This window comes from Neobacillus sp. SRL179 (assembly GCF_984799095.1).
Window position 1 is genome coordinate 1,621,447 of record NZ_OZ481792.1, and the last position, 18,761, is coordinate 1,640,207.

The 18,761-nt window shown below is 39.8% G+C and carries 20 protein-coding genes; all 20 read left to right on the top strand.

Annotation, left to right across the window (positions count from 1 at the left end; all coding sequences use genetic code 11):
• Window positions 1-57 precede the first annotated feature (57 nt).
• The 20 genes from sdaAA to ylqF all read left to right on the top strand — a co-directional run bounded on the left by sdaAA (window position 58) and on the right by ylqF (window position 18,722).
• A complete protein-coding gene (sdaAA, locus tag AC4E8C_RS08070; RefSeq protein ID WP_490211597.1) occupies window positions 58-939 on the top strand; it encodes an L-serine ammonia-lyase, iron-sulfur-dependent, subunit alpha in 882 nt (293 codons plus the stop codon).
• Window positions 936-2,984, top strand: a complete 2,049-nt coding sequence (gene recG / locus AC4E8C_RS08075; protein ID WP_490211598.1) for an ATP-dependent DNA helicase RecG — start codon at window positions 936-938, stop codon at window positions 2,982-2,984. The genes sdaAA and recG overlap by 4 nt, the downstream gene beginning before the upstream one ends.
• 143 nt (window positions 2,985-3,127) lie before the next feature.
• Complete coding sequence (gene fapR / locus AC4E8C_RS08080) at window positions 3,128-3,694, top strand: transcription factor FapR (protein WP_490211599.1); 567 nt, start codon at window positions 3,128-3,130, stop codon at window positions 3,692-3,694.
• A 14-nt stretch (window positions 3,695-3,708) separates the two neighbouring features.
• Entirely contained in the window at window positions 3,709-4,704 is a 996-nt protein-coding gene (gene plsX / locus AC4E8C_RS08085; RefSeq protein ID WP_490211600.1) for a phosphate acyltransferase PlsX, read from the top strand.
• 19 nt (window positions 4,705-4,723) lie between these two features.
• Entirely contained in the window at window positions 4,724-5,671 is a 948-nt protein-coding gene (gene fabD / locus AC4E8C_RS08090; RefSeq protein ID WP_490211601.1) for an ACP S-malonyltransferase, read from the top strand.
• Window positions 5,668-6,411, top strand: a complete 744-nt coding sequence (fabG, locus tag AC4E8C_RS08095) for a 3-oxoacyl-[acyl-carrier-protein] reductase (RefSeq protein ID WP_490211602.1) — start codon at window positions 5,668-5,670, stop codon at window positions 6,409-6,411. The genes fabD and fabG overlap by 4 nt, the downstream gene beginning before the upstream one ends.
• 108 nt (window positions 6,412-6,519) lie before the next feature.
• Window positions 6,520-6,753 (top strand): acyl carrier protein, encoded by a 234-nt coding sequence (locus AC4E8C_RS08100; protein ID WP_490211603.1) that lies wholly within the window; start codon window positions 6,520-6,522, stop codon window positions 6,751-6,753.
• Window positions 6,754-6,972: 219 nt separating this feature from the next.
• Window positions 6,973-7,710, top strand: a complete 738-nt coding sequence (gene rnc, locus AC4E8C_RS08105; RefSeq protein ID WP_490211604.1) for a ribonuclease III — start codon at window positions 6,973-6,975, stop codon at window positions 7,708-7,710.
• Between the two features lie 51 nt (window positions 7,711-7,761).
• Window positions 7,762-11,328 carry a chromosome segregation protein SMC gene (gene smc, locus AC4E8C_RS08110; RefSeq protein ID WP_490211605.1) on the top strand — a complete coding sequence of 1,189 codons (3,567 nt, stop codon included), beginning with the start codon at window positions 7,762-7,764 and terminating at the stop codon, window positions 11,326-11,328.
• Between the two features lie 17 nt (window positions 11,329-11,345).
• Window positions 11,346-12,332, top strand: coding sequence for a signal recognition particle-docking protein FtsY (ftsY, locus tag AC4E8C_RS08115; protein ID WP_490211606.1), 987 nt, complete (start codon window positions 11,346-11,348; stop codon window positions 12,330-12,332).
• Between the two features lie 100 nt (window positions 12,333-12,432).
• Window positions 12,433-12,765 (top strand): putative DNA-binding protein, encoded by a 333-nt coding sequence (locus AC4E8C_RS08120; RefSeq protein ID WP_490212500.1) that lies wholly within the window; start codon window positions 12,433-12,435, stop codon window positions 12,763-12,765.
• A gap of 12 nt (window positions 12,766-12,777) precedes the next feature.
• The gene (gene ffh / locus AC4E8C_RS08125) at window positions 12,778-14,130 is read left to right on the top strand and encodes a signal recognition particle protein (RefSeq protein ID WP_490211607.1); all 1,353 of its coding nucleotides are present in this window, start codon (window positions 12,778-12,780) and stop codon (window positions 14,128-14,130) included.
• Between the two features lie 119 nt (window positions 14,131-14,249).
• The gene (rpsP, locus tag AC4E8C_RS08130; RefSeq protein ID WP_490211608.1) at window positions 14,250-14,522 is read left to right on the top strand and encodes a 30S ribosomal protein S16; all 273 of its coding nucleotides are present in this window, start codon (window positions 14,250-14,252) and stop codon (window positions 14,520-14,522) included.
• A gap of 12 nt (window positions 14,523-14,534) precedes the next feature.
• On the top strand, window positions 14,535-14,765 hold the full coding sequence (locus AC4E8C_RS08135; protein WP_490211609.1) for a KH domain-containing protein: 231 nt from the start codon (window positions 14,535-14,537) through the stop codon (window positions 14,763-14,765).
• Window positions 14,766-14,908: 143 nt separating this feature from the next.
• Window positions 14,909-15,295 carry a YlqD family protein gene (locus AC4E8C_RS08140; protein ID WP_490211610.1) on the top strand — a complete coding sequence of 129 codons (387 nt, stop codon included), beginning with the start codon at window positions 14,909-14,911 and terminating at the stop codon, window positions 15,293-15,295.
• Window positions 15,296-15,303: 8 nt separating this feature from the next.
• On the top strand, window positions 15,304-15,822 hold the full coding sequence (gene rimM / locus AC4E8C_RS08145; RefSeq protein WP_490211611.1) for a ribosome maturation factor RimM: 519 nt from the start codon (window positions 15,304-15,306) through the stop codon (window positions 15,820-15,822).
• The gene (trmD, locus tag AC4E8C_RS08150) at window positions 15,822-16,562 is read left to right on the top strand and encodes a tRNA (guanosine(37)-N1)-methyltransferase TrmD (RefSeq protein WP_490212501.1); all 741 of its coding nucleotides are present in this window, start codon (window positions 15,822-15,824) and stop codon (window positions 16,560-16,562) included. Before rimM ends, trmD begins: the two co-directional genes overlap by 1 nt.
• A 144-nt stretch (window positions 16,563-16,706) precedes the next feature.
• The gene (rplS, locus tag AC4E8C_RS08155) at window positions 16,707-17,051 is read left to right on the top strand and encodes a 50S ribosomal protein L19 (protein WP_235743156.1); all 345 of its coding nucleotides are present in this window, start codon (window positions 16,707-16,709) and stop codon (window positions 17,049-17,051) included.
• A gap of 223 nt (window positions 17,052-17,274) precedes the next feature.
• Entirely contained in the window at window positions 17,275-17,832 is a 558-nt protein-coding gene (lepB, locus tag AC4E8C_RS08160; RefSeq protein WP_490211612.1) for a signal peptidase I, read from the top strand.
• 17 nt (window positions 17,833-17,849) lie between these two features.
• Window positions 17,850-18,722 (top strand): ribosome biogenesis GTPase YlqF, encoded by an 873-nt coding sequence (ylqF, locus tag AC4E8C_RS08165; protein WP_490211613.1) that lies wholly within the window; start codon window positions 17,850-17,852, stop codon window positions 18,720-18,722.
• The last annotated feature ends 39 nt before the right edge of the window (window positions 18,723-18,761 follow it).

Sequence of the window (18,761 nt, forward strand, 5' to 3'; positions counted from 1 at the left end):
AACCCCACTTAAAGCAGCTTGAGCGAAGGATAGTTTAAAAAAAGGGGGAAGATGGACTTGTTTCGTAATGTAGCTGAATTAGTTGAGTTAGCTAATAGCCAAAATAAAAAAATAGCCGATATTATGATCGAACAGGAAGTTAAGGTAACAGGCCGTTCTAAAGAAGAAGTATTTGAATTTATGGATCGAAATCTAAAGGTAATGGAGCAAGCAGTTGAAAAGGGATTAAAAGGGGTCACCTCTCATTCTGGACTAACTGGCGGGGATGCCGTTTTACTGCAGAAATATATCGAAAAGGGCAATTTTTTAACGGGTGAAACCATTTTGGATGCCGTAAGTAAGGCAGTTGCAACGAATGAAGTAAATGCAGCAATGGGTACGATTTGTGCAACACCGACAGCAGGGTCTGCAGGTGTTGTCCCAGGAACGCTGTTTGCAGTCCAAAAGAAGCTTAAGCCAACAAGGGAGCAAATGATCGCGTTTTTGTTTACTGCCGGTGCATTTGGATTTGTTGTTGCTAATAATGCATCTATCTCAGGAGCTGCAGGTGGCTGTCAAGCGGAAGTTGGGTCAGCAGCCGGAATGGCTGCGGCTGCCATCGTAGAAATGGCTGGAGGATCTCCTCAGCAATGTGCGGATGCGATGGCGATTACTTTGAAGAACATGTTAGGATTAGTGTGTGATCCAGTAGCTGGGCTTGTTGAAGTACCTTGCGTGAAGCGAAATGCGATGGGAGCAGCAAATGCCATGGTTGCAGCTGATATGGCCTTAGCAGGTATTACTAGTCGGATTCCATGTGATGAAGTCATTGATGCTATGTATAGAATTGGTCAGTCGATGCCAACAGCACTAAAAGAAACTGGGCAAGGAGGGTTGGCGGCAACACCGACAGGCAGAGAACTCGAAGCCAAAATCTTCGGTATACCGCTCAAAAAATGAATGAAAATCTAAACCAATCAATAACCGTTTTAAAGGGTATTGGGGAAGAAACGGCAGAATCTTTTGCAGAAATGAAAATCTTTACGATTCATGATTTATTAGAATATTTCCCTTATAGATATGATGACTATTCGCTAAGGGATCTAACAGAAGTACAACATGATGAGAAAGTGACGGTAGAAGGGAAGGTTCACAGTGAGCCTTCTCTTGTCTATTATGGCAGGAAGAAATCTAAGCTGACCATCCGGCTTTTTGTTGGCGCCTATTTAATTAAAGTGGTCTTCTTTAACCAGCCTTATTTAAAAAATAAACTTCAGATCAATGAAACCATTACGGTTACGGGTAAGTGGGATGCCCATCGGCAAACCATTACTGCCAATGAGATGCAAGTAGGACAAAATCGGAAAACCAATGATTTTGAACCCGTTTATTCATTAAAAGGTAAGGTAACGACAAAAGGGATGCGTAAATTTATGTCCCTTGCATTTCAACAATTTGGACAATACATTGAAGAACCACTTCCAGCTTCATTCTTATCTAAATATCGCCTCCTCAACAGGCCTGCTGCTATGAAAATCATGCATTTTCCAAGTAATCCTGAGGAATTGAAGCAAGCAAGGAGACGTTTTGTTTATGAAGAATTTCTCATGTTCCAATTAAAAATGCAGGCATTAAGAAAATTTGAACGAGAACATTCACCAGGAATAGTCCAAAAATATAACTTGCCTAAATTGATGGAATTTATCAATAGTCTCCCCTTTCCATTAACAAATGCCCAAAAACGAGTGGTTAACGAAATTTTAGCCGAATTGAAGTCGCCCTACCGAATGAATCGGCTCTTACAAGGTGATGTAGGTTCCGGTAAGACGGTGGTAGCTGCAATCGGTTTGTATGCTGCTGTTACGGCAGGTTACCAAGGTGCATTAATGGTCCCAACTGAAATATTGGCAGAACAGCACGCCGAATCATTAATAAGCTTATTAGAACCGTTTGGAGTGGTTTGTGAGCTTTTAACAAGCTCTGTAAAAGGTAAACGAAGACGGGAAATCCTTCAGGAACTAGCAGACGGGAATGTTGATATTCTAATAGGTACGCATGCACTCATCCAGGATGAAGTGACATTTAAGAAACTCGGCTTTGTAATTACAGATGAACAGCATCGTTTCGGAGTTGAACAACGGCGGGTATTACGGGAAAAAGGAGAAAATCCAGATGTTCTATTTATGACGGCAACTCCGATTCCAAGAACGCTAGCGATTACAGTTTTTGGCGAGATGGATGTTTCGATTATCGACGAAATGCCTGCTGGAAGGAAATCAATTGAAACCTATTGGGCCCAACCAGAAATGTTGGAACGTGTTCTAGCCTTTGTTGAGAAAGAACTAATAAAAGGACATCAAGCCTACGTAATCTGCCCCTTAATTGAAGAGTCGGAGAAGCTCGATGTGCAAAATGCCATTGATGTGCATACCACCTTAAGTCACTATTTTCAAAACCGCTATAAAGTAGGACTCATGCATGGCCGCTTAACATCGGATGAGAAAGATACGGTGATGAAGTCCTTTAGTGCAAATGAAGTTCAAGTGCTAGTTTCCACTACCGTTGTCGAGGTAGGCGTCAATGTACCCAATGCAACCATGATGGTCATTTATGATGCCGATCGATTCGGACTCTCACAACTCCATCAATTGCGTGGACGTGTTGGCCGTGGGAGTGATCAATCCTTCTGTGTTTTACTGGCAAGTCCAAAAACAGAAGTGGGCCAAGAGAGAATGAGAATCATGACAGATACGAATGACGGCTTTGTTCTTAGTGAAAAGGATTTAGAACTAAGGGGACCCGGCGACTTCTTTGGAAAAAAACAAAGCGGAGTCCCAGAATTTAAAGTGGCCGATATGGTTCATGATTATCGGGCACTAGAAACAGCAAGAAATGATGCTAGTATGTTAATACAGTCGAAAATTTTTTGGACTGACCCAGAGTATCAGTATTTAAGAAATAAACTTGAGGAATCAGGGGTTTTAGAAGGGGAAAAGTTGGATTAAAATAATGATCTTTCCATCTTTTCTGTGTTATTCATTGGTAAAAGCAGGTGGAGGGTTGAAAACAAATTCTTGCAATCTGCTTTTCTAAATTTTATACTACTCTTAGTACCTAGTCATAAGATGTTGGACGGTGTGAAAAAAATATGAGAAGAAGTAAAAAAGAACGTCAACAATTATTAACGTCTACCATTAAAGAGAATCCCTTTATTACTGATGAGGATTTAGCGGAAAAATTTCAAGTTAGTGTGCAAACGATTCGACTTGACCGCTTAGAACTGTCAATTCCAGAACTTCGTGAACGGATCAAGACGGTCGCTGAGAAACGATTTGAAGATGAAGTTCGCTCTTTACCTCTAGATGAAGTAATCGGTGAAATTATTGATATAGAATTAGACCAAAGTGCCATTTCCATTTTTGACGTGAAGCAAGAACATGTATTTAAACGGAATAATATTGCTAGGGGTCACCATGTATTTGCTCAAGCCAATTCCCTTGCTGTTGCTGTTATAAATGATGAATTAGCCTTAACGGCTAAAGCAAATATTCACTTTAATCGTTCGGTAAAGTTGGATGAACGAGTGATAGCCAAAGCGCGGGTAACCAAGATTGATGAAGAAGCTGAGCGAACGTTTGTTGAAGTAAAAAGCTTTGTTAATAATGAGCTTGTATTTACCGGAGATTTTGAAATGTACCGTTCGAAAAATCGATAAAGGATGAGGCAATAATGAAACTAGCAATCGATGCAATGGGCGGAGACAATGCCCCAAAAGAAATCGTCTTAGGTGCGATGAAAGCTGTTGAAGCTTTTTCAGATATACATATTATCCTTGTTGGGGATGAAAACAAAATTAACGAAAACTTAACAAGCCATGAGAGAATTTCTGTTTTACATACAACCGAGGTAATCCTTGGAACAGATGAACCAGTAAGGGCTGTTCGGCGTAAAAAGGATGCTTCAATGGTATTAGCAGCCAGGCAGGTTGCAGACGGCTTAGCTGATGCCTGTATTTCTGCAGGCAATACAGGTGCATTAATGGCTGCAGGTCTTTTTGTAGTTGGAAGAATTGAAGGAATTGACCGGCCTGCTTTGGCACCAACACTGCCAACTATTGGCGGAGAAGGATTCTTGCTTCTAGATGTAGGGGCAAATGCAGATGCAAAACCAGAACATTTACATCAATATGCCATCATGGGTTCTATTTATAGTCAAAAGGTGAGAGGGATTGAAAAGCCGCGAATTGGACTATTAAATATTGGGACAGAGGAAAAGAAAGGTAATGAATTGACCAAACACACCTTTGACCTTTTAAAACATGCAAATTTGAATTTTGTTGGCAATGTGGAAGCAAGAGATTTGCTCGAGGGTGTAGCGGATGTTGTCGTAACGGATGGATTTACTGGAAATATGGTGTTAAAAACAATTGAAGGTACTGCCCTTGGAATGTTTAAAATGTTAAAAACCGCTTTAATGAGCAGTTTTACAAGTAAATTGGCTGCTGCTGTATTGAAGCCTAATTTAAAGACATTGAAAACCACTTTGGACTACTCAGAACATGGAGGAGCTGCTCTTTTTGGGTTAAATGCCCCTGTTATAAAGGCGCACGGTTCCTCAAATGGTCAAGCAATCTTTAGTGCAATTAGGCAAACAAGGGAAATGGTAGGTAATGATGTTGTAAACTTAATTAAACAAACTGTAGAAGAGACTAATTTGCAATTATAAAAAACACAGGGGTGTGAAGATGAAGAAAATAGCTTTTGTTTTTCCTGGACAAGGGTCACAAACGGTAGGCATGGGTAAGGAATTAGCAGAAAAACATTCCGATGTAATGGAATACTTTTTAAAAGCAGATCAAACCTTAGATGTCACATTAAGCAAACTTATATTTGAAGGACCAAAGGAAGAATTGACTTTAACCTTCAATACCCAGCCAGCATTGTTGACTACAAGTATCGCTATTTTGAATTATTTTCAAAAGTCTGGAATTCAAGCCGATTTTGTCGCTGGTCATAGTTTAGGTGAATATACAGCTCTTGTGGCGGCAGGGGTACTTTCTTTTGAGGACGGCGTTTATGCTGTAAGAAAACGGGGCGAGTTCATGGAGCGTGCCGTTCCAAATGGTGAAGGTTCTATGGCTGCTGTATTGGGTCTCGCACGTGAGCCGCTTGCAGCCGTAACAAAAGAAGTGAGTGAATCTGGTTTTCCAGTATCGTTAGCAAATTTAAACTGTCCAGGTCAAATCGTTATTTCTGGTTCTCGAGAAGGCGTCGAAAGGGCAGGTGTCAAAGCAAAAGAAGCTGGGGCAAAAAGAGTGCTGCCGTTAGAGGTAAGTGGTCCTTTCCATTCAAGCTTAATGAGACCAGCTGCAGAACAATTACTTGAGGTATTAAATGGGTTAGAAATGAAGGATGCATCGATCCCAGTCGTAGCCAATGTTTCTGCTGAACCTGTAAGTTCAGCTTTGGAGATAAAAGATCAATTAATTGAACAACTTTATTCTCCTGTATTATGGGAGGATTCAGTTGAAAAAATGATCTCTCTTGGTGTAGATACCTTTATTGAAATCGGCTCAGGGAAGGTCCTTACTGGTTTAATTAAAAAAATTGATAAGACAGTTAAAACGTATTCTGTGTCTGATGAGGAAAGTGCTGATGCAGTTATTGAAGCCCTAAAGGAGGACTCACGATGAATTTAGCTGGGAAAGCAGCCCTTGTTACGGGGGCATCACGTGGAATTGGCAGAGAGATCGCCTTAGAACTTGCCAGGCAAGGGGCCAATGTGGCCGTTAACTTTTCTGGCAGCGAGCAGAAAGCCGGCGAAGTGGTGGATGAAATTAAGGCTCTTGGCAGAGACGCTTTTACCGTAAAATGTAATGTGGCAAATGGTGAGGAAGTTACAGAAATGGTTAAAACAGTGATAGACCATTTTGGAAAACTTGATATTCTTGTTAATAACGCGGGAATTACAAGAGACAACTTACTCATGAGAATGAAGGAAGAAGAATGGGATGATGTAATCAACACCAACCTGAAAGGGGTCTTCCTTTGCACAAAAGCAGTTACAAGGCAAATGATGAAGCAGCGAGTAGGCCGCATCATTAATATTGCTTCCGTTGTGGGAGTCAGCGGTAACCCTGGTCAGGCAAACTATGTCGCTGCGAAAGCAGGCGTCATTGGTTTAACGAAAACAACGGCTAAAGAGCTGGCATCAAGAAATATTACGGTAAACGCCGTCGCACCCGGGTTTATTACTACAGATATGACCGATAAATTACCTGAGGATGTAAAAGGCGAAATGCTAAAACAAATTCCGTTAGCTCGTCTAGGAGAACCAAAAGATATTGCAAAAATGACGGCATTCTTAGCTTCAGATGATTCCTCATATATCACAGGACAAACGCTGCATATTAACGGCGGCATGGTGATGTAAAAAAGAGGCTGCTTCAATGCAAGAATAAGCAATTCTTAAAATAATAAAAAACGTAGTGTATTATTTTACCGAAATACTCTATAATAGCTTGAGGGGAGGTGAACAAGCATGGCAGAGGTATTAGAACGTGTTACTAAAATCATCGTTGACCGCTTAGGCGTTGAAGAGTCTAAAGTTACGCTTGAAGCTTCATTTAAAGATGATCTTGGCGCTGATTCCCTTGACGTAGTTGAACTAGTAATGGAATTAGAAGATGAGTTCGATATGGAAATTTCTGACGATGATGCTGAAAAAATCAACACTGTTGGTGACGCTGTTAATTACATAAATAGCAGTAAGTAATCTCGTTAGATTTATTCACAAAGCTCCGTTTTAAACGGAGCTTTATTATGTCTAGCTACGTCGCTTAGAGGTCTAATTGGGCATGGCGAAGAAGCTTTTCTTCCTGTATGATAGAACTTGGCAGTAAAACTATCTGCCAAGTTTCTTTGCGTTTTCACAAAATTTTTTTTAAACTCATAAGTAGTAGTTAGTAAATTTAATTCAAGGTGGAGAACTTTCATGCGCAAGAATGGTAAAGAAAAAGAATTGAACCGCGCAAAAGAAAATCTTTTTAAGGATTTTCAAGATAAAATTGGGTTGACGATTGATAATGAACAACTTTTAAAACAAGCCTTTACTCATTCATCCTATGTGAATGAGCATCGCAGAAAGCCTTTTGAAGATAATGAAAGGCTGGAATTTTTAGGAGATGCAGTCCTCGAGCTTACCGTATCACAATTTCTTTTTAAGAAATATCCAACTATGACCGAAGGTGAATTGACTAAACTGCGTGCAGCGATTGTTTGTGAACCTGCCCTTGTTGCTTTTGCCAATGAGCTTGAATTTGGCAAGCTCATTTTACTCGGTAAAGGAGAAGAGATGACCGGCGGCCGAGAGCGTCCCGCTTTACTTGCTGATGTATTCGAAGCATTTATTGGTGCGCTCTATTTGGACCAAGGAATTGATAAGGTAGTGGAGTTTCTTGGAAAAGTAGTCTTTCCTAAAATTAATGCTGGTGCTTTTTCTCATGTGATGGATTTTAAAAGCCAATTACAGGAGCTTATCCAACGGGATGGAGCGGGCATGATTGAATACCGTGTCCTTGAGGAGAAAGGTCCTGCGCATAGTAAGGAATTTGTGTCTCGAGTATCGTTAAATGGTGACGAACTAGGGATCGGAACAGGAAAATCGAAGAAAGAAGCCGAACAGCATGCCGCCCAAATGGCACTAGAGGTATTGAAAACCAAAACAACATAGAAATGACACGTTTGCAGGAGAAATCCCCACGCAACATAGGAGGATAATGAAATGTTTTTAAAACGGTTGGACATTATTGGCTTTAAATCTTTCGCTGAACGCATTGAAGTTGATTTTGTTCCGGGTGTAACGGCAGTAGTGGGACCAAATGGCAGTGGGAAAAGTAATATTACCGATGCAATCCGCTGGGTTTTGGGTGAACAATCTGCTAAATCTTTAAGAGGCAGTAAGATGGAAGATATTATTTTTGCTGGAAGTGATTCGAGAAAAGCCCTTAATTATGCTGAGGTAACCCTTACATTAGACAATGCTGATCAAGGATTAGGAATAGATTTTAATGAAGTAAGTGTAACAAGAAGAGTCTCGCGCTCTGGGGACAGTGATTTTTCAATTAATAAGCAGTCATGCCGCCTAAAGGACATTATTGATTTATTTATGGATTCAGGCCTTGGCAGAGAGGCATTTTCGATCATCAGCCAGGGAAAAGTGGAAGAAATATTAAACAGTAAAGCGGAAGATCGCCGAACCATCTTTGAAGAAGCAGCTGGAGTGTTAAAATATAAAAATCGTAAGAAAAAAGCAGAAGTAAAATTATTTGAAACACAGGATAATTTAAATCGTGTGAACGATATTCTGCATGAACTTGAAAGTCAAGTAGAACCTCTAAAAATTCAAGCATCGATGGCTAAAGACTTTTTAGAGAAAAAAGAGGAACTGGAACAAATTGAGGTTGCCCTTACAGTCTTTGATATTGAAGACCTGCACCAGAAATGGGAAAGTCTCTCTAAACAGCTTGATGAACATCAGCAGGAAGAGTTAAAGCTTTCATCTGAGCTCCAAATAAAAGAGGCAAAGATCGTTGAAACAAGAGATAAGATTTCGGCGTTAGATGAATCGATTACGGACCTGCAAAATGTTCTTCTTCATGCGAGTGAAGAACTTGAAAAACTAGAGGGAAGAAAAGAAGTATTAAAGGAACGGAAGAAAAATGCTTCCCAAAATAAAGAACAATTAAAAACCAATATTACGGAATTAACCGAACGGGTCAGCCAACTCAAACAAAATCGGGACCAACAGGCAGAAATTGTACAGGAACTTGGCAGGCAGGTTAACAGCTTGCAATCCATGTTGCAGGAAAAACAAGAAAAACTTCCATTATTCATCGAAAATATGGAAGAAAAAATAGAAGCCTTAAAAAGTGAGTACATTGAGCTATTAAATGATCAGGCCGGCGCCAAAAATGAAATAAAATATATTGACCAACAATTGGAGCAGCAAGAGAGAAAAAGTGCTCGCCTTGATTGTGAAAATGAAAAATACTTACAAGACCGGCAAATGGCCCACACAAAAAAGCTTGAAATTCAAACTGTCTTAGAAGATATCCAGCGTAAGTTAACCAATCAGGTGGTTGAATTTCGCGACCAACAGCGGAAGCTAGAAACAGTAAAAAATAACTATCAAAAACAAGAAAAGACACTGTATCAAGCCTATCAACTGCTTCAACAGGCTAAATCAAGAAAAGAACTGCTTGAAGAGATGGAAGAAGATTTTGCAGGATTTTTTCAAGGGGTAAAAGAAGTACTTAAGGCTCGCGACAATAAGCTTAAAGGAATCGAAGGAGCCGTAGCTGAGCTGGTAACGGTCCCTAAAGAATATGAGACAGCACTGGAGACAGCCTTTGGTGGTGCGCTTCAGCATATTGTTGTCGATACCGAGCAAAATGCACGAACAGCGATTCAATATTTAAAGCAGCATTCTTATGGCCGGGCAACGTTTTTACCGTTAAGTGTTATAAAAGGAAGAACGTTATCAGCTGCTCAACTATCATCCATTCAAGGCCACCCATCCTTAATCGGTTCTGCAGTCAGCCTTGTTAAATTTGACAGTAAATATGCAGAGGTTATGAATAACCTTTTGGGGAATGTTGTAATAGCAAAAGACTTAAAGGGAGCGAATGAATTAGCCAAAATTCTTCAGTACCGATCCAGGCTGGTGACACTTGACGGTGATATCGTTAACCCTGGCGGTTCGATGACCGGTGGTGCCGTTAAACAAAAAACCACTTCTCTATTAACACGAAAAGGTGAGCTAGAAAGTTTAAAAGAAAAACTGGTTGTAATGGAGGAAAAAACGGCAAGTTTAGAAGGTGTAGTTAAAAACCTAAAAATTGAAGTACAACGGGCGGAGCAACAACTGGATGAAATTCGTCTGCACGGAGAGCAACTAAGATTAAGTGAACAGACTGTGAAAGGTGACTTGCGTGAAGCGGAACTTGGCGAAAAGAATATTAATGACCGCCTTGCCATTTATGACCTCGAAAAAGGGCAGTTTACTGAAGAAAAAGAAGCACTTCATAAAAGAAAATTGGAATTATCAGAGGCAATTGAAGCTTACACAGTAACCGCGGCTAATCTTGATGCGCAAATTACGAAACTTACAGAACAAAAGACCATTAATTTAACAACTCGAGAATCCTTGATAAACGAAATTAATGAATTAAAGGTTGAATTTGCTGCGAAAAATGAACAATTTACCCACGTGAAAGAACGGTTTACCATTCTTAACGAAGATATAGACGAAAGCGAGCAAAAGTTGTCTATTTTTACGGAGGATCTAAATCTTCTCACATCAGAAATGACAAACAGTTCCTCTGGGGAAGAGCAATTAGAAACGGCTGCGAAGAGAAAACAACAGGACAAAGAAGCTGCCCTGCAGTTAATTACGGATAGAAGACAAGAACGCTTATCATTGCAGGATGCGTTAGAAGATACAGAGTTGGATGCTAAAGAACTCAAGAGACTTCACAAAGGTATGGTAGTCGTTTTAAAAGATGAAGAAGTAAAAATCAACCGGTTAGATGTAGAACTTGAAAATCGTCTTGCCCAATTAAGAGAAGAATACCTTTTAACTTATGAAGGGGCGAAAGAGCAGTATCCATTAACCGTCCCAGTCGAGGAAGCTAGGAAAAAGGTAAAACTCATTAAACTTGCAATTGAGGAACTGGGAAATGTTAATATCGGTGCCATTGAGGAATATGAACGCGTTTCTGAACGTTTTGAGTTCTTAAGTGAACAAAAGACGGATCTCCAAGAAGCAAAAGATACTCTCTACAAAGTCATTGATGAAATGGATACCGAAATGAAAAGACGTTTCCAACAAACCTTTGAGGGAATTCGCGAACACTTTGAACCAACCTTCCGGGCTCTTTTTGGCGGAGGCAGAGCAGATTTAGTTCTAACTGTACCGGAAGACTTGTTGAATACTGGAGTGGAAATCGTTGCCCAGCCTCCTGGGAAAAAACTGCAAAATCTGGGCTTATTATCAGGTGGAGAACGTGCGTTGACGGCTATTGCTCTGCTATTTTCCATTTTAAAGGTACGCCCTGTTCCATTCTGTATCCTCGATGAAGTGGAAGCTGCCTTGGACGAAGCCAATGTGTACCGTTTTGCCCAATATTTAAAACAATATAGTAAAGAAACCCAATTTATCGTGATCACGCATCGAAAAGGAACGATGGAGGAAGCCGATGTCCTTTACGGAGTAACCATGCAGGAATCAGGTGTTTCAAAGCTTGTCTCTGTCCGGTTAGAAGATACAAGAGAGTTAGTTGAATTATAATTTAAGGAAGTGAAAAAATGAGCTTTTTTAAGAAATTAAAAGAAAAGATTTCAAAATCTACTGATACAGTTACTGAAAAGTTTAAGGATGGTCTTTCAAAGACCCGAGACAATTTTTCTGGAAAAGTGAACGATCTTGTAGCAAGGTACCGGAAAGTGGATGAAGACTTTTTTGAGGAATTAGAAGAAATTCTCATTCAGGCAGATGTTGGCTTTGATACGGTGATGAAGTTAATTGAAGAACTAAAAATGGAAGTGAAACGTAAAAATATCCAAGACCCGCAAGATGTTCAAAGTGTGATTTCTGAAAAGCTAGTTGATATCTATAACGCAGGGGAAAGTCAATCTTCAAAATTAAACATTCAGGAAGATGGCTTGACAGTCATCCTGTTTGTCGGAGTGAATGGTGTTGGGAAAACAACAACCATAGGCAAACTAGGACATAAATTCAAGAGCGAAGGTAAAAAGGTGTTAATGGCGGCCGGTGATACTTTCCGTGCGGGTGCAATTGAACAGCTTGAGGTTTGGGGAGAAAGAGTGGGAGTAGAGGTCATTAAGCAGGCAGAAGGGTCAGACCCTGCAGCAGTCATGTTTGATGCTATTCAAGCAGCGAAATCTCGAAAAGCCGATATTTTACTTTGTGATACAGCAGGCCGTTTACAAAATAAAGTAAACTTGATGAAGGAATTAGAAAAAGTCAAGCGGGTGATAGAACGGGAAATACCTGGAGCCCCACATGAAGTCATTTTAGTACTTGACGCTACGACGGGACAGAATGCCCTAATTCAGGCGAAAACCTTTAAAGAAGTGACAAATGTAAGCGGGATTGTTCTATCAAAATTAGATGGTACTGCCAAAGGCGGGATTGTGTTAGCAATACGTAATGAATTGAAAATTCCCGTGAAATTCGTCGGTCTAGGTGAAAAAATGGATGACCTTCAAGAATTCGACGCTGAAAAATACGTGTATGGGTTATTTGCCGATCAAGTAGAGCGTTCAGAATAAAGATGTAAAGGTATTTTCTTGACAGAACCCAGCAGACCTTGTAAACTTAATCCTTGTAAAGGTTTTTCACTTAACATGGTATGGGGGGAAAACTAGCATGATGCTTGAAAAGACTACTCGAATAAATTATCTCTATGATTTTTATTATTCGTTGTTAACACCTAAGCAGCAAAGCTATATGTCTCTCTATTATTTAGATGATTACTCTCTTGGGGAAATCGCAGAGGAGTATGATGTCAGCCGTCAGGCCGTTTATGATAATATTAAACGGACAGAGGCAATGCTCGAGGAGTATGAAGAAAAGCTGCTCTTATTCCAGAAATTTCAAGAGCGTACAAGTCTGATTAAACAACTGAAAGAACTGCTAAATGAGGAGAACCTTTCAAAACAGGCAATAGATGATATTGTTTCAGAGCTTGAGAAATTAGATTAGGAGGCGGCATGAATGGCATTTGAAGGATTAGCCGACCGACTGCAAAATACAATCCAAAAAATCCGTGGAAAAGGTAAGGTTTCAGAAGCGGACGTAAAAGAAATGATGCGGGAAGTCCGTTTAGCATTACTAGAGGCGGATGTTAACTTCAAAGTCGTTAAAGACTTTGTTAAAAAGGTTAGTGAACGCGCTGTTGGACAAGAGGTATTGAAAAGTTTAACTCCAGGTCAACAAATTGTTAAAATCGTTAACGAAGAATTGACGGCGTTAATGGGGGGCGAACAAAGCAAGATTGCCGCATCCAACCGGCCGCCTACAGTCATTATGATGGTGGGACTGCAAGGGGCAGGTAAAACAACGACAACAGGCAAACTTTCACTTTTGCTCCGGAAGAAGTATAATCGAAAACCTATACTTGTTGCAGCCGACATTTACCGTCCAGCAGCCATTAAACAGCTGCAAACTCTTGGTAAACAATTAGACATGCCTGTATTTTCACTTGGCGATCAGGTTAGCCCTGTCGAAATTGCTAAGCAGGCGATTGAGAAAGCAAAAGAAGATCATCATGATTATGTTTTAATCGATACAGCCGGCAGGCTGCACGTCGATGAGGCTCTGATGGACGAACTCAAAGACATTAAAGAATTAACGAAACCTGATGAAATCTTCCTTGTAGTTGATGCAATGACTGGACAGGACGCGGTCAATGTAGCTCAAAGCTTTAATGAACAACTAGGATTGACCGGGGTTGTGTTAACAAAGCTTGACGGGGATACCCGAGGCGGTGCTGCGCTTTCCATTCGTGCAGTCACGCAAACACCAATAAAATTTGTCGGTCTTGGCGAGAAAATGGATGCACTGGAACCGTTTTATCCAGAACGGATGGCCTCTAGGATTCTTGGTATGGGAGATGTTCTGACCCTAATTGAAAAGGCCCAGGCAAATGTCGACGAAGAAAAGGCAAAAGAGTTAGAGCAGAAAATGCGAACTGCATCCTTTACACTTGAGGACTTTTTGGAGCAGCTAGGCCAGGTACGGAATTTGGGACCTCTCGATGAGCTATTGAAAATGATGCCGGGAGCAAACAAAATCAAAGGGTTGAATAATTTACAAATCGATGAAAAACAAATTGGCCATGTCGAAGCGATTATCAGGTCAATGACGAAGGCAGAAAAAAACAATCCGGAAATTTTAAATGCGAAACGAAAAAACCGGATTGCTAAAGGCAGCGGACGCTCTGTCACAGAGGTTAACCGCCTGCTTAAGCAGTTTGATGACATGAAAAAAATGATGAAACAAATGACTGGAATGCAGCAAAAGGGTAAGAAAAAAGGCGGATTTAAGTTTCCATTTAAACCTTTTTAAGTTGTTTTAGCTTGTGAATTTTTGGAAATACTATCTGTAAAGAAAAAACACTTTACAAACTATAAAATAATTGATAATATACTATCTTGTGTGAAACTATTCGGAGGTGCTTATTTAAAATGGCAGTTAAAATTCGTTTAAAACGTATGGGAGCAAAAAAATCTCCTTTCTATCGTATTGTTGTAGCAGATTCTCGTTCACCACGTGATGGCCGTTTCATTGAAACAGTTGGAACTTACAATCCAGTGGCAGAGCCAGCCGTAGTTGAAATCAACGAAGAATTAGTTCTTAAGTGGTTAAAAGACGGTGCGAAACCATCTGATACGGTTCGTAACCTTTTCTCTAACCAAGGCATCATGGAAAAATTCCATAATGCAAAATTAGGCAAGTAATCGTAAAGTACGATGAAACAACTAATTGAAACAATTGTTAAGCCGCTTGTTGATTTTCCGGAAGACGTTCGTGTGGACGTTTCGGAAGATGACAATCGCGTAACCTATCAGTTATCAGTAAATAAAGCTGATATGGGGAAAGTGATTGGCAAACAAGGGCGAGTTGCAAAGGCCATAAGAACTGTTGTATATGCAGCAGGTTCTTCTCAACAAAAGAAAATTTTTCTAGAAATTGGTGAATAGCTTTTTGCATCTAGATAAAAGGGAGGGATTATTTCCTCCCTTTTTTGCTATATGTTAGACAATACTGTTAGTATTTTTAATAGCCGCTAGCCATTCAAACAAGGCCGTTTTTCAAGGTTCAGTAAACGAGGAGGGGCATTAACTTGCAGCTAATTCAGTCGGTTGTCGTAAAACAAATCCTTACGGAGCGTAGCAGGCAGAAGTTCTTTGAAAGATATCAAGGAAAAAGACAGCAATTAGAAAAGGAATGCAGCCAACTTCAATTCGAGCTAAAAAGGTTAGAAAAAACAAAATCTTTCCCACCTATTCAGGTAAAGGAAAAATTTGAAAAAGAAATCCAAATGCGTAAGGAAAAAATCCAGCTTATTGAGTTTGAAATTGAACAATTACATATCCTACCCTTAGGCAGTGAAATAAAGGAAAAGGAAGTCCAGGCACTTATTGAAATAAGTGTTGGTGATCGCTGGGATGAGAAAAGTGAAAAACCCATGATCATCATTAAAGATGGAATTATTGAAGAAATTAGGTGAAAAGTACAATGGAAAAATGGTTTAACGTCGGAAAAATTGTAAATACGCAGGGGATTAAAGGCGAGGTTCGAGTAATCTCAAAAACTGACTTCCCAGAGAAACGTTATAAAATGGGGAATGTCTTATATTTATTTATGCCCAATAGTACAAAGCCAATTGAACTAACAATTAGAAGTCATCGAACACACAAAAATTTTGATTTGCTTACTTTTGAGGGATATTACAATATTAATGAGGTTGAAAAATTTAGAGATGGAATCCTTAAGGTACCAGAATCACAGCTTGACGAACTAGAAGAAGATGAATTTTATTACCATGAAATTATTGGCTGCCTTGTTGCTACAACAAAGGGGGAAGAAATCGGAAAAGTAACGGAGATTTTGTCACCGGGTGCCAATGATGTTTGGGTTGTGAAAGGCAAAGGCGGTAAAGAAATACTAATCCCATATATTCATGAGGTAGTAAAAAAAGTAGATGTAAACGAGAAAGTCATCTTAATCGAACCTATGGAAGGGTTACTTTCATGATGAGGATTGATATTCTTACGTTATTTCCAGAAATGTTTTCTGGGGTACTAGGACAATCCATGCTCCAAAAAGCAGCCGAAAAAAATGCAGTACAATATAATGTCGTTAATTTCCGTGATTTTGCTGATAACAAACATTCTACCGTTGATGACTATCCTTATGGCGGCGGGGCGGGAATGGTATTAACACCACAGCCTATCTTTGATGCTGTTGCAGCGCTTAAGGAACAAGCACAGGGAAAGAGTCCAAGGGTCATTCTTCTTTGCCCGCAGGGAGAACGGTATGATCAGCATAAAGCCGAGGAATTCGCAAAAGAAGAACACTTAATTTTTATTTGCGGACATTATGAAGGCTATGATGAACGAATCAGGGAGCATGTAGTAACAGACGAAATATCAATTGGCGATTATGTCTTAACTGGTGGTGAGCTGGGGGCAATGGTGGTCGTTGACAGTGTCGTCCGACTTCTTCCTGAGGTGTTAGGTAATCAAGAATCGCATATGAAGGATTCTTTTACTACAGGGCTTTTAGAGCACCCTCATTACACTAGGCCTTCCGATTTCCGCGGGATGAAGGTGCCTGATGTTCTAATGTCTGGAAATCATAAATTTATTGAAGAATGGCGAAATAAGGAATCATTAAAGCGGACATTGGAAAGACGTCCTGATTTACTTGAGAAAATCGAACTAACTCCCGAACAACAGAAGTGGTTAAAAGAAATAAAAAAAGATTACGAGTAATCTTGCGGGCCTACAATAATTATGGTATGATACTTCTTGTGACTTGAGCTGATAACGATCAGATTATGTCTTATAACGATGTTCCGCTGCAAGATTCAAGGAAATTAGTTGTGCAAGAGCATCTGTTGGAAGGAGTTGAAAACGATGCATAAATTAATCGAAGAAATCACAAAAGAACAACTTCGTTCTGATCTTCCTGCGTTCCGTCCTGGTGATACTGTACGTGTTCACGTTAAAGTTATCGAGGGTACTCGCGAGCGTATTCAGTTATTCGAAGGTGTTGTGATTAAGCGTCGTGGTGGTGGAATTAGCGAAACTTTTACAGTACGTAAAGTTTCTTACGGAGTAGGCGTTGAGCGTACTTTCCCAGTACACACACCAAAAATTGCGAAGCTTGAAGTAATTCGCCGCGGTAAAGTTCGCCGTGCTAAGCTTTACTACTTGCGTAACCTTCGCGGTAAAAAAGCAAGAATTAAAGAGATTCGATAAAATGAAAAAAAAGAAGAGCTTGCCAGGAGCAGGCTCTTTTTTTATACATACTCATTTATTTAAGAATAAATTATTTGGATTTGATTATTAATTTGCTTCTAATTGAAAAAACAAAATTATTAAAGTTTGATTAAAAAATTCATCCCATCGTGTTAATTATGTTGAAGTTATGTAAAATAGCTTTATAAAATATTTTTATAGTGATTGGATTGGTGGAGATTGTATGACAAAACAGAAGAATGAACTATGGGAATGGTCAAAAGCCCTATTGATTGCGGTCATCTTAGCTGCAGTCATCCGGTACTTTCTTTTTGCTCCGATTGTAGTGGATGGTGCATCCATGATGCCGACATTAAAAGATCAAGACCGAATGATCATGAATAAGTTTAGTTACCATATTGGAGAGCCCAAACGTTTTGATATTATTGTTTTTCATGCTCCAGAGAAAAAAGATTATATCAAACGTATTATCGGCCTGCCGGGAGATACTGTTGAGTATAAGGATGATACGTTATATGTAAATGGAGTAGCGTATAAAGAGCCGTATTTGGATGAATATAAGAAACAAGTTGAGGACGGTCCATTAACAGGTTCCTTTACGTTGGAAGAAATAATTGGCCGTAAAACAGTCCCAAAAGGGGAACTGTTTGTTATGGGCGATAATCGCCGCTTCAGTAAGGACTCCAGACAAATTGGAACAGTTCCAATGAGTAAAGTGATTGGTAAGACTAGCATTGTCTTTTGGCCGATTACTGATGCACATATTGTTAAAGTGAAATAGAAATAGGAGGTGGCGCTTTGACGATCCAATGGTTTCCAGGCCACATGGCAAAGGCTCGCAGAGAGGTCACAGAAAAGTTAAAACTGGTTGATATTATTTTTGAATTAGTTGATGCAAGAATACCATATTCTTCACGTAACCCAATGATTGATGAAATTATCCAGCATAAACCCAGGTTGGTCTTATTAAATAAAGCGGATATGGCTGATAAAGAAGCAACAAGAGAATGGATTGCATACTTTGCTGAAAAAGGCATAAAAGCATTGGCCATTAACTCCCAGGCAGGCGAGGGCATGAAACATATTGTCCAAGCAGCTAATGAGATTCTAAAGGAAAAATTCGATCGGTTAAGAGCAAGAGGTGTCAAACCAAGAGCAATCCGTGCAATGATTGTTGGGATTCCCAACGCCGGAAAATCTACCCTTATAAATAGGCTGGCAAAAAAAAATATTGCCAAGACAGGTAATACTCCAGGCGTTACGAAAGCACAGCAATGGATTAAAGTAGGAAAAGAAATGGAACTGCTAGATACTCCGGGGATTTTATGGCCAAAGTTTGAGGATCAAGAAGTTGGAATGAAATTAGCGATAACAGGGGCCATCAAGGATACCCTATTAAATCTGCAGGATTTGACCATTTATTCACTAAATTTCTTAGAACGTACCTATCCTGAACGATTCCAAGAACGTTTTAAGCTATCAGAAATACCGGAAGATGTGGTTGAGCTATTTGACCATATTGGCAAGCTGAGAGGCTGTCTGACGGGCGGAGGAATGGTTGATTATGATAAAGTGGCGGAATTGGTAATACGAGAAATCCGCTCTGAAAAGTTTGGTCCGCTGACATTTGAGAGACCAAAAGACATTCAGCCAGTTGAGGAATCTTTATAAGAAGGACATGCTCTCCAAATGGAGAGCATCATTTTTTTA

Excerpts from the sequence above, each read along its gene's own strand:
- ftsY (WP_490211606.1), top strand. The coding sequence starts at position 11,346 with ATGAGCTTTTTTAAGAAATTAAAAGAAAAGATTTCAAAATCTACTGAT.
- fabG (WP_490211602.1), top strand. The coding sequence starts at position 5,668 with ATGAATTTAGCTGGGAAAGCAGCCCTTGTTACGGGGGCATCACGTGGA.
- trmD (WP_490212501.1), top strand. The coding sequence starts at position 15,822 with ATGAGGATTGATATTCTTACGTTATTTCCAGAAATGTTTTCTGGGGTA.
- rpsP (WP_490211608.1), top strand. The coding sequence starts at position 14,250 with ATGGCAGTTAAAATTCGTTTAAAACGTATGGGAGCAAAAAAATCTCCT.
- AC4E8C_RS08100 (WP_490211603.1), top strand. The coding sequence starts at position 6,520 with ATGGCAGAGGTATTAGAACGTGTTACTAAAATCATCGTTGACCGCTTA.
- rnc (WP_490211604.1), top strand. The coding sequence starts at position 6,973 with ATGCGCAAGAATGGTAAAGAAAAAGAATTGAACCGCGCAAAAGAAAAT.
- fabD (WP_490211601.1), top strand. The coding sequence starts at position 4,724 with ATGAAGAAAATAGCTTTTGTTTTTCCTGGACAAGGGTCACAAACGGTA.
- ffh (WP_490211607.1), top strand. The coding sequence starts at position 12,778 with ATGGCATTTGAAGGATTAGCCGACCGACTGCAAAATACAATCCAAAAA.
- lepB (WP_490211612.1), top strand. The coding sequence starts at position 17,275 with ATGACAAAACAGAAGAATGAACTATGGGAATGGTCAAAAGCCCTATTG.
- smc (WP_490211605.1), top strand. The coding sequence starts at position 7,762 with ATGTTTTTAAAACGGTTGGACATTATTGGCTTTAAATCTTTCGCTGAA.
- plsX (WP_490211600.1), top strand. The coding sequence starts at position 3,709 with ATGAAACTAGCAATCGATGCAATGGGCGGAGACAATGCCCCAAAAGAA.
- recG (WP_490211598.1), top strand. The coding sequence starts at position 936 with ATGAATGAAAATCTAAACCAATCAATAACCGTTTTAAAGGGTATTGGG.
- rplS (WP_235743156.1), top strand. The coding sequence starts at position 16,707 with ATGCATAAATTAATCGAAGAAATCACAAAAGAACAACTTCGTTCTGAT.
- rimM (WP_490211611.1), top strand. The coding sequence starts at position 15,304 with ATGGAAAAATGGTTTAACGTCGGAAAAATTGTAAATACGCAGGGGATT.
- AC4E8C_RS08120 (WP_490212500.1), top strand. The coding sequence starts at position 12,433 with ATGCTTGAAAAGACTACTCGAATAAATTATCTCTATGATTTTTATTAT.
- fapR (WP_490211599.1), top strand. The coding sequence starts at position 3,128 with ATGAGAAGAAGTAAAAAAGAACGTCAACAATTATTAACGTCTACCATT.
- AC4E8C_RS08135 (WP_490211609.1), top strand. The coding sequence starts at position 14,535 with ATGAAACAACTAATTGAAACAATTGTTAAGCCGCTTGTTGATTTTCCG.